General features: G+C 35.9%; 16 protein-coding genes and 1 pseudogene. 15 read left to right on the top strand and 2 right to left on the bottom strand.

The window, feature by feature from the left end; genetic code table 11:
• Positions 1-110: 110 nt before the first annotated feature.
• The 4 genes and pseudogenes from argH (at position 111) to CYP54_RS10280 (ending at position 4,677) form a co-directional block, all read left to right on the top strand.
• Positions 111-1,529, top strand: a complete 1,419-nt coding sequence (gene argH / locus CYP54_RS05415) for an argininosuccinate lyase (RefSeq protein ID WP_103604480.1) — start codon at positions 111-113, stop codon at positions 1,527-1,529.
• Positions 1,526-3,514 carry an AAA family ATPase gene (locus CYP54_RS05410; protein WP_103604479.1) on the top strand — a complete coding sequence of 663 codons (1,989 nt, stop codon included), beginning with the start codon at positions 1,526-1,528 and terminating at the stop codon, positions 3,512-3,514. Before argH ends, CYP54_RS05410 begins: the two co-directional genes overlap by 4 nt.
• Before the next feature lie 491 nt (positions 3,515-4,005).
• Positions 4,006-4,299, top strand: a pseudogene (locus CYP54_RS10285) (methyl-accepting chemotaxis protein); the annotation flags it as partial.
• Between the two features lie 69 nt (positions 4,300-4,368).
• A complete protein-coding gene (locus CYP54_RS10280) occupies positions 4,369-4,677 on the top strand; it encodes a CZB domain-containing protein (protein ID WP_374048490.1) in 309 nt (102 codons plus the stop codon).
• 40 nt (positions 4,678-4,717) lie between these two features.
• Here CYP54_RS10280 and CYP54_RS05400 read toward each other — a convergent pair whose 3' ends face one another.
• Positions 4,718-5,071, bottom strand: coding sequence for a histidine triad nucleotide-binding protein (locus CYP54_RS05400; RefSeq protein WP_072594719.1), 354 nt, complete (start codon positions 5,069-5,071; stop codon positions 4,718-4,720).
• Between the two features lie 118 nt (positions 5,072-5,189).
• Between CYP54_RS05400 and pheS the strand changes: the two genes are divergently transcribed.
• The 8 genes from pheS (at position 5,190) to efp (ending at position 15,011) form a co-directional block, all read left to right on the top strand.
• On the top strand, positions 5,190-6,185 hold the full coding sequence (gene pheS, locus CYP54_RS05395) for a phenylalanine--tRNA ligase subunit alpha (protein ID WP_103604477.1): 996 nt from the start codon (positions 5,190-5,192) through the stop codon (positions 6,183-6,185).
• Positions 6,182-8,518, top strand: coding sequence for a phenylalanine--tRNA ligase subunit beta (gene pheT / locus CYP54_RS05390; RefSeq protein ID WP_103604476.1), 2,337 nt, complete (start codon positions 6,182-6,184; stop codon positions 8,516-8,518). Before pheS ends, pheT begins: the two co-directional genes overlap by 4 nt.
• Positions 8,515-9,792, top strand: coding sequence for a 3-phosphoshikimate 1-carboxyvinyltransferase (gene aroA, locus CYP54_RS05385; protein WP_103604475.1), 1,278 nt, complete (start codon positions 8,515-8,517; stop codon positions 9,790-9,792). The genes pheT and aroA overlap by 4 nt, the downstream gene beginning before the upstream one ends.
• On the top strand, positions 9,782-10,606 hold the full coding sequence (locus tag CYP54_RS05380; protein ID WP_103604474.1) for a 4-hydroxy-3-methylbut-2-enyl diphosphate reductase: 825 nt from the start codon (positions 9,782-9,784) through the stop codon (positions 10,604-10,606). The genes aroA and CYP54_RS05380 overlap by 11 nt, the downstream gene beginning before the upstream one ends.
• A gap of 80 nt (positions 10,607-10,686) precedes the next feature.
• Entirely contained in the window at positions 10,687-12,363 is a 1,677-nt protein-coding gene (locus tag CYP54_RS05375; RefSeq protein ID WP_103604473.1) for a 30S ribosomal protein S1, read from the top strand.
• A 5-nt stretch (positions 12,364-12,368) separates the two neighbouring features.
• On the top strand, positions 12,369-12,851 hold the full coding sequence (locus CYP54_RS05370) for a hypothetical protein (RefSeq protein ID WP_103604472.1): 483 nt from the start codon (positions 12,369-12,371) through the stop codon (positions 12,849-12,851).
• The gene (serA, locus tag CYP54_RS05365) at positions 12,845-14,425 is read left to right on the top strand and encodes a phosphoglycerate dehydrogenase (RefSeq protein WP_258033672.1); all 1,581 of its coding nucleotides are present in this window, start codon (positions 12,845-12,847) and stop codon (positions 14,423-14,425) included. Before CYP54_RS05370 ends, serA begins: the two co-directional genes overlap by 7 nt.
• A gap of 19 nt (positions 14,426-14,444) precedes the next feature.
• Positions 14,445-15,011: an elongation factor P gene (gene efp / locus CYP54_RS05360; protein ID WP_021090997.1), complete on the top strand. Its 567-nt coding sequence runs from the start codon at positions 14,445-14,447 to the stop codon at positions 15,009-15,011.
• 342 nt (positions 15,012-15,353) lie between these two features.
• Here the strand turns inward: efp and CYP54_RS05355 are convergent, their stop codons facing one another.
• Positions 15,354-15,611, bottom strand: a complete 258-nt coding sequence (locus tag CYP54_RS05355; protein WP_257640185.1) for a SelT/SelW/SelH family (seleno)protein — start codon at positions 15,609-15,611, stop codon at positions 15,354-15,356.
• Between the two features lie 84 nt (positions 15,612-15,695).
• On the opposite strand from CYP54_RS05355, the gene CYP54_RS05350 reads away from it, so the two are divergent.
• The 3 genes from CYP54_RS05350 (at position 15,696) to CYP54_RS05340 (ending at position 17,590) form a co-directional block, all read left to right on the top strand.
• The gene (locus CYP54_RS05350; protein WP_103604470.1) at positions 15,696-16,247 is read left to right on the top strand and encodes a DJ-1 family glyoxalase III; all 552 of its coding nucleotides are present in this window, start codon (positions 15,696-15,698) and stop codon (positions 16,245-16,247) included.
• Between the two features lie 223 nt (positions 16,248-16,470).
• A complete protein-coding gene (gene rbp, locus CYP54_RS05345; RefSeq protein WP_009294719.1) occupies positions 16,471-16,716 on the top strand; it encodes an RNA-binding regulator in 246 nt (81 codons plus the stop codon).
• Entirely contained in the window at positions 16,694-17,590 is an 897-nt protein-coding gene (locus CYP54_RS05340) for a glutamate--tRNA ligase family protein (protein WP_103604469.1), read from the top strand. Before rbp ends, CYP54_RS05340 begins: the two co-directional genes overlap by 23 nt.
• Positions 17,591-17,635: the final 45 nt, after the last annotated feature.

The following is a 17,635-nucleotide window of genomic DNA, read 5'->3' as shown; positions in this document are numbered from 1 at the left end:
TATATCCTTAAAGATAAATTATATTTATAAATTTTTGCAACTTTATAGTTAAAATACCCAGTTAAGTGCTATTTTGTTAAAATCACGAAAAACTAATTAAAGGTAAAGCTATGAAAAAAGATGAAAACGCACATAAAAAGATGTGGGAGGGAAGATTTAGCGAGGCTAGCTCGAAGTTACTTGAGGAATTTAATGCTTCTATAAATTTTGATAAAAATCTTTTTGAAGAAGATATCGCTGGAAGTAAGGCTCACGCAAAGATGCTTGGAATTTGTGGAATTTTGAAAAAAGATGAGTCAGAGGCGATCATAAAGGGGCTTGATGAGGTTTTATCTGAGATAAGAGCAGGTAAATTTATTTTTAAAATAGAGGATGAAGATATACATATGGCAGTTGAGAAGCGCCTTAGCCAGATCATCGGAGCTGAGCTTGGTGGTAGACTGCACACAGCTAGAAGTAGAAATGACCAAGTTGCGCTTGATTTTAAATTTTATGTTTTGAAGAAAAATTTAGAAATTTCATCTCTCATAAAAGAGCTCATCGCCACGCTTACAAATTTAGCCAAAAACCACAAAGATACGCTAATGCCAGGCTACACGCACCTTCAGCACGCCCAGCCAGTAAGCCTTAGCTACCATTTGCTAGCGTATGCTTTTATGTTTAAGAGGGATTTTGAGCGTTTTGTTAGCTCATATGAGCGAAACAACCTAAGTCCGCTTGGTTCAGCAGCCCTTGCAGGCACTCCTCATAAGATAGATAGAACTATCGTTGCAAGTGAGCTTGGCTTTGTAGGTTGCACGCAAAATGCGATGGATAGCGTGAGCGACCGCGACTTTGCGCTGGAGATTTTATTTAACATTAGCGTTTTCATGACGCACGCTTCTAGGCTTTGCGAGGAACTTATACTTTGGAGCTCTCAAGAATTTGGCTTTGTAAGCATTAGCGATGCTTATAGCACAGGCAGCTCAATCATGCCACAGAAGAAAAATCCAGACGTCGCTGAACTCATACGCGGTAAAACTGGGCGTGTAAATGGAAATTTAGTAGCGCTACTAACTACGATGAAGGGCTTGCCACTTGCTTACAATAAAGATATGCAAGAAGATAAAGAGGGTGTGTTTGACAGCGTCTCAACCATTTTAAGCTCGGCTACCATCCTAAATGAGATGATAAAAACGGCTAAATTTAATGAAAAAAATATGTTAAAAGCAACAAAAACTGGGCATCTAAGTGCCACTGATCTAGCGGACTACCTAGTGCGTGAGAAAAATATCCCATTTAGAACGGCGCATTTTATCACCGGTAAAGCTGTCGCAAAGGCTGAAAATTTGGGACTTGATTTGAGTGAATTAAACGAAGAGCAGCTAAAAAGTGTCGATGATAATTTAGATAAAAATGCCATTAAATTTCTAGATCTGCACGCTTCAAAAGAGGCCCGCACTTCAAAAGGTGGCACGGCAAATAAAAGCGTTGATGAGCAGATAGAAATTTTAGATGCTTGGTTCGAAAATCGAGGAGAAATCAAATGATTGTCGGAATTTTATTAAAGAATTATAAAATATATGGTGGAGTTAAATATATCCCAGTTACTGTTAATCATAATTTTATAGCTTACATTGGTGATAATGGTGTGGGGAAAAGTTCAATTTTGGAGGCACTTGATACTTATTTTAATGACAGGGAATGGAATTTGACAAAAGGGGCAAGTACCACTGATGCAAATGTTCCTTATATAACAATCGCTCATTTAATAGATAAAAATATAGCTAAAAATATAATTGGTAACAATAATAAATTACTGGAAAAAGTAGAAAAAATTAGCGAGTGCATGTGGGACTTTGATACTGTAGAGAGTCAATTAGGAAGCAAGAGCATTGAAGCGAAGAATATGATGCTTAATTTGAGAAGGCTTGATGAGTTGTATAAGACTACTCACTATCTAGTATTGTCTGGCAGGGGATACTGGAGTACAACGCATGCTCATTTTGGCTCTTTTGATGGCATCATAGCTAATTTGTTTGCCATACAAGAATTTGATAGCCAAAAAGAAGAGAGTAATGAAAAATTGAGAAAAGGACTTGCTGATATTAATGGTTTTATCAGAGAGTATTATTCTTATATTTATATGCCTGTAGAAGCCGGAATAGAAGAGTTTACGAAACTCGAAACAAACAATATGCAAAAACTAATTGGTACCGACATTAATGAGAAAATTAGAGAAATAATAGCCGATAAAACCTTAGATAATATAAATATAAAATTGAATGCTTTTATTGGCGAGTTGGAAAGTAAACTTAAATTTTATACATATAAGCATTCTAAAAGAACAAATATTAGCATGAACGAATTGACTCAAAAAGTTATTGAGCTATTCTTTTCTATTAGAACTCTACATAAAATTAAAGATAATAAGAAAATATCTGCTGATCAGTTGAGTTCTGGTGAAAAACGACAAGCATTTATAGAAGTGTCTGTAGGGCTACTTAGTAGTCAAGATATAAGAAATAAAGAAATTATATTTGCAGTAGATGAACCAGAGGCTTCATTGAGTGTCTCAAATAATTTTAGTCAGTTTGAAAAGATAATAAATTTGCAAAAAAATAATATGCAAATCTTGATTACAACCCATTGGTATGGTTTTTTACCTGTAACACTGAGCGGAAATGCTCATTTTTTATCAAAAGAAGTTGATGGAGATAAGATAAGATTTAATTTCAATACGTTTAACTTATATAACTATAGAGAAAGATTAAGACAAATAGTAAAAAATAGAAAAGATGAAGACGTAGAAATGCCAAATGATATACAACTAAAGAGTATACATGATTTAGTGCAATCCATTATTTCATCAGTAAGATTAAATAAACCATACAACTGGTTAATTTGTGAAGGTAGTTCTGATAAGATTTATTTTGATTTTTATTTCAAGGACTTAGTGGAAGATAATAATTTAAGAATACTACCAGTTGGAGGAGCTTCCGAAGTTATAAAAATTTATGAGTATTTAAAACTACCAATGTCAGAAAAAGATAACATAAATGGTAAAATATATTGTTTAATAGATAGTGACGGTAAGAGGGAGCAACTTATTTGTGATAGCAAATGCAAAGACCATATGGTAGCGAAAAGAATTTTAAATAAAAGTAATGATCAAAAAACGTCTTTGGTTGATGTAAGTAGCAATGATTATGAAATGAAAACGGAAATAGAGGACTGTTTGGATGGTGTCGTTTTTATTGAAACATTAAAAACATATACCGAAGACCAAAATATCGTCGCCATACTTGAAGATGAAAAGAATTTTAAAGACAAGTCTCTAAATTCGTATTTTTGTTTTAACTTAAAACCAAGTGAGATAGAAGTATTAAAAAAATTCTTTGATCAAGATTGTGGACATAGAAAAATAGAATTTGCTGAAAGATATGTTGAAATATCTAAAAATAATAATTCAAAATCCAAAAATCCAGATTGGATTGATGAAATTAAAAAGTGGTTTAAAGAGAAAAAAATATAAAACAAAATTTAAAATTTACAAGTATCTAGTAAAAATTTAAATATAATTACGCAAAATCTACAAATTTTAAAGGATGAAAAATGTTTTTTGATGGCAAAAATAAAGAGCTTTCTAGTAAAAATGAAGCTTTAGAGAGAGAAAATGAAGCTTTAAAGGCTGAAATTTTAGCACTTAAAAATGAGCTAAAAAACGTTAAAACTTGCGAGCCAAAAGAGCAAGCTAAGGATAAGCAAGAGGCTGTAAATTTATTGCTTTCAAGTTATCAAGATGGTATAAATTTCTTGCAATTAACAATGGAAGAAAACCTAAAAATGCTTGAAAGTATAAACGGATTAAATGAAAAAACTTTCAAAGAGACAGGCGAACTCAAGTCGCAAACGGCTGAAATTTTAAACTCGATCGAGCAAGTAAGCCAGATGAGCAATGACCTTTCAAATGACGCTTCTTCGCTTAATGGAAGCGTAAATTCGATTGCTGAGATTATAAATTTAATTAAAGACATCTCAGATCAGACAAATTTGCTAGCTCTAAATGCTGCTATTGAGGCGGCCCGTGCTGGTGAGCATGGACGAGGTTTTGCAGTCGTGGCAGATGAGGTTAGAAAGCTAGCTGAACGCACTCAAAAAGCGACACTTGAAGTAGAAGTAAATATAAATGGCCTTAAGCAAAGTGCGAATACTATGATCGAAATGAGTGAGAATTTCTCAAAAATTTCTGCAAATGCTATGAAAATTTTAGGTGGATTTGAAGGAAACATCTCAAGCGTAAACTCAAATACGCAAAATATCCTAAATCAGGCTCTAAATGTTACAAATGAAGTCTATGTAAGTAATGGAAAAATAGATCATATAAATATGAAGCTAAATGGATATAGAGGTGTGCTTTTAAATGAATTTAATAAAATTCAAGATGTTCATGAGTGTAGATTTGGCAAATGGTATGAAAAAGATGTGAAAAATACTCTTGTAAAAGATGCCAAAATTCTCTCAAGTATCGCAGCTCATCATGAAAATGTTCATCATGGACTAGAAAAAGCGATGGTTATTTTTGCTGATAAAGACAAAGGAAATCTACCTGGCGTTGAAATATTAAAAGATGTCGAAAACTCAAGTAAAGTAGGTTTTGAAGAGTTGCTTGAAGCTATTAAGTCTGCAAGAAAATAAAATTTTAGACTCAGGCTTTGAGTCTAAAATTTATAAGTTATTAAAATGTGCTTTGTGGATCAGCTACGCCTTCGCTCCAGCCAAGCTTCGCTCCACCAAGCAGGTGAAAATGTAGATGCATAACCTCTTGACCGCCGTTTTCACCGCAGTTTGTTATAAGGCGGTATCCGCTCTTATCAACGCCCATTAAGGTCGCCACTTCTTGAATAAATTTAGTCATCTCTCCCATTAAAATCGGATCCATCTCTTGGAAATTTTTATAGTGTTTTTTTGGGATGATTAGGATGTGGATTGGTGCTTTTGGGTTTATGTCATTAAAAGCTAGAAATTTCTCGCTTTCAAGTACCTTGTTGCAAGGGATTTCACCAGCTACGATCTTTTCAAATATGGTCATTTTAGCTCCTTTGAAATTTTGCAAAATTATATCAAAGTGTGCTTAAATTTCGTGCTCTTTATCTTGATTTTAACTCTTTTTCTATAAAATCGACTCAAAAATTTATAAAGGCAAAAAATTGCAAGATTTCGTTAATAAAATCAAAAATGAAATTTCAACGCTTGACGATCTTGAGAAGGTCAGGGTAGAAATTTTTGGCAAAAAGGGCATCTTGGCGCAAGGTTTTGCAAAGCTAAAAGAGCTTGGCGAAGATGAGAAAAAGGAATTTGCAACAAATTTAAACAAGCAAAGAGATGAGCTTGGCGCGCTAATAGAAGCTAAAAAGGCCGAGCTTAGCGAGCAAGAGATAGATAACAAGATGAAAAAAGAAGCCGCTGATATCACGCTATTTAATGAGCCTGTTGCCAGCGGAGCGCTGCACCCTGTGATGGCTACAATGGATAAGATAATTGAGTATTTTTTAGCTCTAAATTTCTCACTTGAAACTGGACCACTAATAGAAGATGATTTTCACAACTTTGAGGCGCTAAATTTACCAAAATACCACCCAGCAAGGGACATGCAAGATACATTTTACCTAGATGATTTTAGGCTTTTAAGGACGCATACGAGCCCAGTTCAGGTGCGAACTATGCTAAATCAAAAGCCACCTATTCGCATGATAGCGCCAGGCACCGTCTTTAGACGCGATATGGATTTAACGCATACACCGATGTTTCACCAGGTCGAGGCCCTTGTGGTGGAGGATGCTGAGAAAGTTAGCTTTGCAAATTTAAAATCAATGCTAGAAGGCTTTTTAAAGCACATGTTTGGCGATGTTGAAGTGCGTTTTCGCCCTAGCTTTTTCCCATTTACGGAGCCTAGCGCAGAGGTTGATATTAGTTGTATATTCTGCCACGGCAAGGGCTGCAGAGTGTGCAAGCAGACTACTTGGCTTGAGGTACTTGGATGTGGTGTCGTTGATCCAAATGTATTTAAGGCAGTTGGTTATAAAAATGTAAGTGGATACGCCTTTGGCCTTGGCGTTGAGAGATTTGCGATGTTGCTTCATAGAGTGCCTGATCTAAGGTCGCTTTTTGAGGGAGATTTAAGATTGTTGGAGCAGTTTAAATGATAATTTCAAAGCATTGGTTAAACGAGTGGATCGACCTTAGCGACGTTAGCGGCGAGACACTTTCAAAGACATTAAATTCTATCGGGCTAGAGGTTGATAGCTATAAAGAGATAAATTTACCAAAGAGTATTGTGGTTGGCTACATAAAAAGTAGAGAGAAACACCCAGATGCCGATAAACTAAGCATTTGTCAAGTGGATGTTGGTGGAGAGATGCTTCAGATCGTATGTGGGGCTAAAAATGTTGAAGCTGGCCAGTTTGTGCCAGTTGCACTTATTGGCACGACTATGCCAAATGGTCTTGAGATAAAAAAAGCAAAGCTAAGAGGTATCGAGTCAAGTGGTATGATCTGCTCTTCAAGTGAGCTGGGACTTCCAAAGGTAAACGATGGAATTTTACCGCTTGATGAGAGCATCGGTAAGCTAAAACTTGGTACAAGCTTTAGCGAATTTGAGATATTTAAAGATACGATAATCGAAGTTGATGTCACAGCAAACAGAGGCGATTGCCAAAATTTACATGGCATCGCAAGAGAAATTTGTGCAGCGCTTGATCTAAATATGAAAGATAGCCACGAAGACGATGAGAGCGAAAATTTACTAGGTATTGGCAGAATAGCTTCTGTGCGAGCAGAGGATAAAGTAAATGGGTCATTTTTATATAAGGCTTTTGAGCTAAAAGAAGGACTATATGAAAATCTAATAACTCGCATGCGTCTAGCATTAATAGAGTGCCAAAAGACAAATTTAGTTGAGAGACTGCTTGAATACGCGACATTTTGCACGGGTGTTTTATTTAGGGCTTATGATCAGGCTAAACTAGTAAGTGAAGGCGAAAAGGCTGTTTTTGATATAAAAAATGGCGAAAATGGCGAATGCGTCGTTTATTGCGGGGATAAAAATTTAGGCATTGCTGGAATTTACCAAAGTGACGTAGCAAGGGTAGATGAGAAGTCAAAAGTGATCCTAGTAGAAGCTAGCTACGTAAAGCCAGATGTTGTTTCAAAAGCTATTTTTGAAAATAAAAATTTACCAAAGGGTGATCAAATTTATCGCTCAAGTCGTGGTAGCGAGCCAAATTTAGCTTATGGTGCGGATTATTTATTTAAAAGACTTGCTAGTTTTAAAGATGCTCTAAATCTCTTTGCTGGCTCACAGCAGTCGCTTTTAAATACCGAGTCTATAACACTAAGTATCTCTCTTTTTGAGCTTAAAAATATGATCGGTCAAGATATTGCTAGAAATGACGTCGTTAAAATTTTAAAGAAACTTGGCTTTGAGATCGCAGTAAATGTTGAGCAAGAAAGCTTTAACGTAAAAGTGCCGTTATTTCGCCATGATATAGTAAATTCTCACGATGTTTGCGAGGAGATCGTAAGGATAGTAGGCATAGACAATATCGCCTCAAAACCACTAAATTTCTCTGAGAAAAATAGGCTAAATAAGACATATTTTGACTATAAAAACGCCCTAAATTTAAGGCGTAGAGCAGCTGATAATGGCTTTTTTGAAAGCGTGCACTATGTCTTTGATAGTGAGGATGAGCTTAGTGAGCTAAATTTTAAGCCATGCAAAGTCAAGATACTAAATCCTATAAATAACGAGTTAAACACGCTTAGACCGACACTTGTTAGTCACCTTCTAAGCTCAAGCGAGAAAAATATCAAAAACTCGAAACGCTCAGTTAGACTTTTTGAGCTTGGAGAAATTTTTGATGAAAATGCAAATCAGGGCTTAAATTTAGGCTTTGTTGTGTCTGGACTTTTAAAAGAGCCAACACTGATAAACGGTGCAAAAGGCGAGGAGGCAAATTTCTACGCATTTGCAGCGATGGTGCAAAATGTCATAGGCAAATTTGAACTAAAACCTTGTCAGGGCATCTCATACCTTAGTCCATACGAACAAGCACACATCTATCAAAATGGCGAAAATATCGGCTATATCGGCAGAGTTGATGCAAGGGTTGAGGCAAAAAGGGATCTGCCAAAAACTTATGTTTGCGAGATTGATTTTACTAAGCTTAAATTTGAGCCAATTTTGGCAGTGCCTTATTCTAAATTTCAAAGCACTACAAGGGATCTTAGCCTCATCGTGCCTGAAAATTTTGAGGCTGGACGAATTTATGAGTGCATAAGAGGGCTAAATTTAAAAGAGCTAAAAGAATTTTTACCAGTTGATATTTATAAAGATGTGAAGCTAAATGGCTCAATTAGTCTTAGCCTCAAATTTACATTCCAAGATATGGAAAAAACGCTTGAAGATGATGATATAAACGCACTTATGGATAAAATTTTAAGCGAGCTAAAAGAGAAACTAAATATCGGAATAAGATGAGAATTTATCCATTAGAAAAAAGTCTAAATTTAACCATCGACGACATTGCAGCCGATAAGTCTATCTCGCATAGATGCGCGATCTTTTCGCTTTTAAGCGACAAACCATCTCGCGTTAGAAACTATCTAAGAGCAGGCGATACGCTAAATACCTTAAAGATAGTCGAGCTTTTAGGCGCAAAAGTTGAGGACAATGGCTCTGAAATAACGATCACACTGCCGCAAAAGATAAAAGAGCCAAATGAAATTTTAGAGTGTGGCAACTCAGGTACGGCGATGAGGCTTTTTATGGGATTACTAGCCGCACAGGATGGCTTTTTCGTGCTAAGTGGTGATAGATATTTAAACTCACGTCCAATGGCTAGAATAGCAAAACCTCTAAACGATATGGGTGCAAAGATAGATGGCGCAAATAACGCAAACAACGCTCCGCTTTGCATAAGAGGGACTAAATTTGAAAGATTTGATTTTGAGAGTAAGATCGCCTCAGCTCAGGTAAAAAGTGCGCTTTTATTAGCGGCTCTTTACTCAAATGGTTGCAAATTTAGTGAACCAGAGCTAAGCAGAGACCACACTGAGCGAATGCTTGCTGGCATGGGAGCTGATATAAAATGTGGCGACCTAGAGATCACTTTAGAGCCGATGAAAGCCCCACTTGCACCACTTGATATAGATGTGCCAAATGATCCAAGTTCTGCATTTTTCTTCGCGGTCGCAGCTTTAATCATCCCAAATTCGCATATCATTTTAAAAAATATCTTGCTAAATAAAACTCGCATCGAAGCTTACAGGATTTTAGAAAAAATGGGTGCTGAGATAAAATTTCACAAAACCTCAAGCAAATACGAAGATATCGGTGATATCGAGGTCAAGTACTCACCAAATTTAAAAGGTGTAGAGGTTAGCGAAAATATCTCGTGGCTCATCGACGAAGCTCCAGCTTTAGCCATCGCATTTGCCTGCGCCAAAGGTCAAAGCAAGCTAACAAATGCCAAGGAGCTTCGTGTAAAAGAGAGCGATAGGATAGCCGTCACGATAAATGCGTTAAAGCAGTGTGGTGTCGATGCTAGCGAGCTTGAAGATGGTTTTATCATAAATGGTTCAGAGGCTAAATTTGCCAAGATAGATAGCCATGGAGATCATAGGATTGCGATGAGCTTTGCTGTACTTGGACTAAAGTGCGGCATGCAGATAGAAAAGAGCGAATTTATCGCCACTTCGTTTCCAAATTTTGCTGAAATTTTAAAGAAAATGGGAGCTAGAGTTGAAGATTGAGCTTGCTAGTAGTTATGGATTTTGCTTTGGTGTAAAAAGGGCGATAAAGATTGCTGAAAATGCAGGAGATGCTGCGACCATTGGGCCACTCATACATAATAACGAAGAGATAAACAGGCTTGAGAAAAACTACAATGTAAAAACACTTGAGGGTATAGACGAGCTAAAGGATGAGAAAAAGGCGATCATCCGTACTCATGGCATCACTAAAAATGACCTTGCAGAGCTAAAAAAGACAGATATAAAAGTAATCGACGCAACTTGTCCGTTTGTGACAAAGCCACAGCAAATTTGTGAAAAAATGAGCGAAGAGGGTTATGATGTGGTGATCTATGGTGACGTACACCACCCTGAGGTAAAGGGCGTGAAGTCATACGCCAAGGGTAACGTCTATGTCGTGCTTGATGAGAGCGAGTTAGAGGGCATTAAATTTAAACAAAAGGTCGCACTTGTTAGTCAAACGACAAGAAAAGTTGAGAAATTTATGCAAATCGCAAACTACCTTATGCTTCACGTAAAAGAGGTGCGTGTTTTTAACACTATCTGCAACGCAACATTTGAAAACCAAGAGGCTGCTAAAAATTTAGCAAAGAGAGCTGATGTGATGATAATCATCGGTGGAAAAAATAGCTCAAATACAAAACAACTCTATCTAATATCTAAAAATTTCTGCGAAGATAGCTATCTGATAGAAAGCGAAGAAGAGCTTGAAAAATCATGGTTTGATGGCAAAAATTTGTGTGGCATAAGTGCGGGTGCTAGCACGCCTGACTGGATCATACAAAAAGTCGTTGACAGAATCAAAAAAGTATAAAATTTATCCTAGCTAAAGCCACAATTAACTATAATAAGCCAATTTGCCTCTACTGGCATAATAAAATTTAAAGGATCAAGATGGCTGTGAACAAAAGTGTTCAATTAGGAAAAGCAAAAGACGAAGATATTGAAGATATCGATTTTGCTGCGATGTTAGAGGAGTCTTTTAAAAAGACTGAAGAAGATAGTGACGCAAAAATCGTCAGTATCAATGGTGATGAGGTTTTAATCGACGTTGGCAAGAAGTCAGAAGGCATTTTAAATGTTTCTGAGATCACTGATGCAAACGGCAACCTGACGCATAAAGTTGGCGATACGATCAAAGTTGTAATAACTGGATCAAGAAATGGAAGACCTATGGTGTCGCACAAAAAAGCACTTAGAAAAGAGAAAGTTAAAGCTTTCATCGAAGCTTACGATCCTGAAAATTCTGGCGAAATAGATGTAAAAGTAGTTGGAAAAAATAAAGGTGGTTTTATAACTCAAGATGCAAATGGCGTGGAATTTTTCTTACCAAAAACTCACAGTGGCTTTAAAAATGCTGAAGGAGTAATTGGTAAAACATATAAAGTAAGAGTTATAAAAATTGATAAAGAAGAAAATAGCATAGTTGTCTCTAGAAAGAAAATTTTAGATGACGACCGCAAAAAGCGTAAAGAAGCTCTATCAAGCATAGTAGAAAATGATAGCGTTATAGAGGGTACAGTTAAAAAAATCACAACTTATGGTATGTTTGTTGATGTTGGTGGAGTCGATGGGCTTGTGCATTACAGTGAGATAAGTTATAAAGGCCCAGTAAACCCTAGCTCACTATATAAAGAAGGCGATAAAGTTTTAGTTAAAGTTATCAGCTATGACAACGAAAAACGCCACTTGTCTTTATCTATCAAGGCAGCTACTCCAGATCCTTGGGAAGAGATCATAAATGATGGACTAGAGGTTGGTGACACTATCAAAGTTACAGTTAGCAATATCGAGCCTTATGGCGCATTTGTTGATCTTGGAAATGATATTGAAGGATTTTTACATATATCTGAAATTTCATGGGACAAAAATATCAAAAATCCAAAAGATCACATCAATGAAGGTCAAGAGATCGATGTTGAGGTTATTGAGATAGATGCAAAAGGACACCGTCTAAGAGTGAGCCTTAAAAATTTACTTCCAAAGCCATTTGATGAGTTTAAGGCAAAACATAAAGAGGGCGACGTAGTAAAAGGCGTTGTGACAACTATCACAAATTTTGGTGCATTTGTTAGAGTGGGTTGCGTTGAAGGCTTGTTGCATAACGAAGACGCATCTTGGGATAGAAACGATAAATGCAAAGATATGTTTAAAGCTGGTGACGAGCTTGAAGTAAAAATCATCAAAATCGATAGTGCTGAACAAAAAGTTTCACTTAGCCTAAAAGACCTAAAACAAAGTCCAGTTCAAGTATTTGCTGATAAATTTAATGTAGGCGATATCGTAAAAGGAACAATTCGCGACATTAAAGACTTTGGTGTGTTTGTAGAGCTTGGCGATAACGTTGATGCACTAATCCGCAAAGAAGATCTAGGTGGTGTAGATGTTAGCACACTTAAGATCGGTGATGAGATCGAAGCAGCTATTGCATTTATTGATGAGAAGAAAAATAGAATTCGCCTAAGCATACGCCGTTTAGCAAAACAAAAAGAGCGTGAAGTGTTAAATGAGATCAATGATAATGATGATAAAGTAACACTTGGCGATATTATAAAAGAACAATTACTTTAGTTTAAATGGGCAGACGCATACTTTTATTAGTAGTTGTCCTGCTATTTGCAATATTGGGTTTGGTTGGAATTTCTCTTGTTAAATTTGCAAGTGTAAATTTCAGCCAAATACATGAAGAAAATATCACAAATGAGCAAAATTTAACCAGAAACACGACCAGTAATATTAACTGGATGAGTGAGCTAGCAACTATTAGAAAAAGAGATTATGTGCTGCCTGTAAATGAAATTTTTATAGAATACAACCGACCCAAAATAGAAAAACCAAAGATTACTGCATATGAGCTTTTGATAGATAAAAATGATATCTATTCAATGTTTTGTTTGATGCAGACTTTAAGAAAAAGTGAGGTTGATTTTACTGTTGTAAAAGATGGTACAAAAAGCCAGATATTTTTAAATACTCAAGACTCTAAGCTTCTACAAAATATCATTTTAGAACTAAGAGTTTATGATATCCACTCAAGTGTGAGAGAGGTGAAATTATGAAGACTATCATTGTTTGCGATGCGATACATCCAATAGGTTTTGAGCTTTTGAAAAAAGAGCAAGATATAAACGTAATAGATGCAGTTAATACTCCCAAAGATGAACTTTTAAAAATTTTAGGCGAGGCTGATGTTGCTATAACAAGAAGCTCAACTGAAGTAAACGAGGCCTTTTTAAACGCTGGTAAAAAACTAAAAGCTATTGTTAGAGCTGGTGTTGGTGTAGATAATGTCGATATAGAAGGATGCTCAAGGCGTGGCATAATAGCTATGAATGTTCCAACTGCAAACACTATTGCTGCAGTTGAGCTAACAATGGCTCATATGCTAGCTTCAGCTAGATCTCTTGAATACGCTCATAATGATCTAAAGCTAGATAGAATTTGGAAGCGTGAGAAATGGTATGGGGTTGAGCTTTTTAAGAAAAAGCTTGGCGTGATCGGCTTTGGAAATATTGGCTCAAGGGTAGCTATTCGTGCAAAAGCTTTTGGTATGGAGATCATCGCTTATGATCCATATATTGAGCCATCTAAAGTTATTGACATGGGTGGTACTTATACTAAAAATTTTGATGATATTTTAGCATGTGATTTTATCACGATACATACACCAAAAACTAAAGAGACAGCAAATATGATCGGCGCCAAAGAGATCGCAAAAATGAAAGATGGCGTAAGACTTATAAACTGTGCTAGAGGCGGTCTTTATAACGAAGAAGCGCTTTATGAAGGACTAAAAAGTGGCAAAATAGCATTCGCTGGTATTGATGTTTTTACAAGAGAGCCAGCAACTGATCATCCACTTCTTGATCTAAATAATGTAAGCGTCACCCCACACCTTGGAGCAAATACGCTTGAGTCACAGCGAAACATCGCAGTTGAGGCAGTTGAGCAAGCTATTTCAGCAGCACGTGGTATCAGCTATCCAAATGCTCTAAATTTACCGATCAAAACAGAAGATCTACCGCCATTTGTTGAGCCTTATATCGAGCTTACAAGCAAGATGGCTTTTCTTGCTGCACAGATAAATAAAAGCGTTATTAAAGCTATTCGTATCGAGACTCACGGTCAGATTAGCGAATATGCAAATTCAATGCTAACTTTTGCAATCGTAGGTGCTTTAAAAGAGAGTCTTGGTGATGCGATAAATTATGTAAATGCTAAATTTTTATGCGATGAAAAAGGTATAGTGACTGAAACTAGTCTTGGCGGAGATAGCATTTTTAAAAATAAAATTACCGTTCGCTTAACTACTGAAAATGGCATTGTAACCGTAGGTGGAACGGTATTTGGTGAAAATCAGCAACGTATCGTAACAATAAATGGATTTAAGACCGATTTTAAGCCAAAAGGTAAGATGATTATCTTTAAAAACCATGATGTGCCAGGCGTTATTGCTCAGATCAGTAAAATTTTAGCTGACGAGAAGATAAACATCGCAGACTTCCGTCTTGGCAGAGATGAGCATGGTATGGCACTTGCTGTCATATTAGTTGATGAACATATAAAAACAGAAACGCTAGAGAGACTAAACGCACTTGAAGCTTGCGTTTGGGCTCAATACGCAGTTATATAAATTTTGAAAGGATAAAAAAATGGCTTCATATTCAATGGGCGATCTAAAAAAGGGATTAAAGATAGAAATAGACGGTGTTCCTTATAAAATCGTAGAATATCAACACGTAAAACCGGGCAAAGGTGCAGCTTTTGTTCGTGCAAAAATCAAATCTTTTATCGACGGAAAAGTGCTTGAAAAGACTTTTCACGCAGGCGATAAATGTGAGCAGCCACATCTTGAAGAAAAAGAAATGCAGTATCTTTATGACGATGGTGAGTATTGCCAGTTTATGGATACGGTTACTTATGAGCAAGTTGCTATCAGCGACGAAGATGTGGGTGATGTTAAAAAATGGATGATCGATGGCATGATGGTTGAAATTTTATTTCACAATGGCAATGCGATCGGCGTTGAAGTGCCACAAGTAGTTGAGCTAAAGATAGTTGAGACTCCACCAAATTTCAAGGGTGATACGCAAGGTGGTAAAAAGCCAGCTACTCTTGAGAGTGGTGCGGTAGTTCAGATACCATTTCACGTACTTGAGGGTGAGGTTATCCGTGTGGATACTGTTCGCGGCGAGTATATCGAGCGTGCAAATAAATAAAGCAGTTTAATCTTTCTTACTAAATTTACGTTTAGTAAGCCTAATGCTTAGCTAAAGTCACTATTTAAAAAGTATTGACTTTAGCAAAAACTTCATTTCATACATTGTAAAATTTCAAGTAGCACTAGCATAGAATGCATAAAATTTTTATGCTCGAAAAAAAATAAACATGATCAAACATCAGCTCATAAATTCTTTAAAAATCAAAAAAATATATAAAAAAATGAAAATTCTTAGCGAAATAGGCTAATGCTTTAACTATAAAATTTTTATATCAAGATAGTAGAAAAACATGTAAAAAGAAGGGAAAAACGAGACGGTTTCCCGTCTCGGTAGCTAGCATTAAGCCGACTTTTCTTTAAGATATTTGTTTATAAGAGTTGTGATCTCTTCACCGTGAGGAAATCTCGCTTCATCATTTCCGATGCGATCTTTCTTAGAAAATATAACATCTCCATCAACCTCGACGATGAAATTTCCACCATCACCTACAACCTTTTCGACTCTTGCATCACTAAAGTTCGCTTTTATTTCATCTTCTACACGAGAAGCTACCGGACGATAGTTTCAAGAGTTGCAGTAAATAATTTTTACTTGCATGCTCTGTCCTTTCTTGTGAAATAAGCCAATATTATATAAAATTTTACTTAACAAATAAAACATATTACTTGAAAGGATAAATTTATGAAAAAAGTTGCTGTGATTTTAGCTGAAGGATTTGAGGAGATAGAAGCACTAACTTCTGTTGATGTTTTACGTAGAGCTGGAGCGATAGCTTCTATTGTTGGGCTAAATGACGTAAACATCAAAGGATGTCACAATATATGCGTAAAGGCTGATGTGACACTTCGCGAGATGAAAGAGCTAGACTATGATGCGATCGTCCTTCCTGGTGGACTTCCAGGAGCTAGCAATCTAGCAAACGATACAAGGCTCAAAGCAATTTTGCAAAATTTTGATAAAAGCAATAAACTTATTTGTGCCATTTGTGCTGCTCCTATGGTGCTTGAGAGTGCTAGTGTGCTAAAAGATCATTTTGTTTGTTATCCAGAATTTGAAGAAAATGTAAGAAATGATAAAAGGGGCTATGATAACGGTAAGAGTGTATTGAGGGATCAAAATATTATTACAGCAAAAGGTCCTGCTTTTTCAATGGAATTTGCACTTTTTATAGTTAAAAATTTACTTGGTGATGAAGCATATCTTAAAGTAAAGAATGATTTACTTTATAAATAGCTTATAAAGATAAAATAATTTTTTATTTAATTATTCTTTTTAAACTTAAAATTAGATTTTATTTAGTGATAGTTATAGAAGCTCTATATATACGAGTTTGTATCTTTTAAGAATATTTTTCAAAAAAATATAATAAATTTTTGATTTTTTACATCTTTTTGACGAAAATTAGCTATTATCACACTAACCGAATAAATCGGTAATTTTTTTAAGGAACACTCCTGTGAATATTTATGTAGGAAATTTGTCGTATAGAACGACAGAGGCAGAATTGAAGGAAGCCTTTGCGCAATTTGGTGAAGTAAGGCGAGCAAAAATAGTAAAAGATAGAGAAACTGATCGCTCAAAAGGCTTTGGCTTTGTTGAAATGGACGATGCAAATGAGGGACAAAAAGCTATAGACGCACTAAATGAAAAAGAACTAGGCGGACGTACTTTAAGGGTAAATGAGGCTAGACCAAGGGATTAATGACTATTTGCCACCAAATGGTGGCATAGCATCCCGCATAGCTCCTACGCCTAGTGGGTTTTTGCATGCTGGCAATGCTTATAACTTCATCTTAACTTATCTCTTGACACGTTCGGCAAATGGCGTTTTGTACTTACGTATCGATGATTATGATCTTAGTAGATACCGGCAAGAATTTGTTCAAAATATCTTTGATGTTTTAGAATTTTTGGAAATCGATTACGATAAAGGTCCAATTAATGTAAGTGACTTTGAGTGTAATTTTAGCTTTAAAACGAGGTCTCAAAGATATGAAAATGTGCTAAAAAAGCTTAATGAAATTTATATCTGTGAATGTTCAAGGACTACAAAAAATGCCTACATAAACGGCATTTACACTAAAATTTGTAAAAATAAAAATCTAAAATTTATAAAAGACAAGACCGCTATTAGACTAAGCGTGGATGAGGGTGATCCTCTTGGTAAGCTTGTGGCAGAGCAAATGGGCAATTTTGTGATTTACAAAAAAGATTTTACTCCGGCTTACAACTTTGCAAGTGTGATAGATGACGAGGATATGGGTATAAATTTGGTTGTTAGAGGCGAGGATCTAAAGGCTTGCACGCTAGCTCAAAGATACCTTGCAAAAAGGCTAAATTTTAGCTTTTATAATGCTAATTTTATTCATCATAAGCTACTTTTAAAAGATGGCAAAAAGCTCTCAAAAAGCTCAAAATCACCACCAATTAATCTAAAAGATAGCCCGCAAATTTATTACAAAATTTTAGCAAATGATCTTGGTTTAGATATAAGATCAGCAGATAAAATCCAAAATATACTTTATGAGTTTAAGCTAAAAAATATAGCCAAAAAATTTTTGCAAAGCATGAGCTAAATTTATACTACTATATGCAGTTTATCCCTGTCTTGATCTTTTGGT

Source organism: Campylobacter concisus (assembly GCF_002914005.1).
Classification (GTDB): Bacteria; Campylobacterota; Campylobacteria; order Campylobacterales; family Campylobacteraceae; genus Campylobacter_A; species Campylobacter_A concisus_N.
This window is presented reverse-complemented; position numbering and strand designations above follow the sequence as displayed.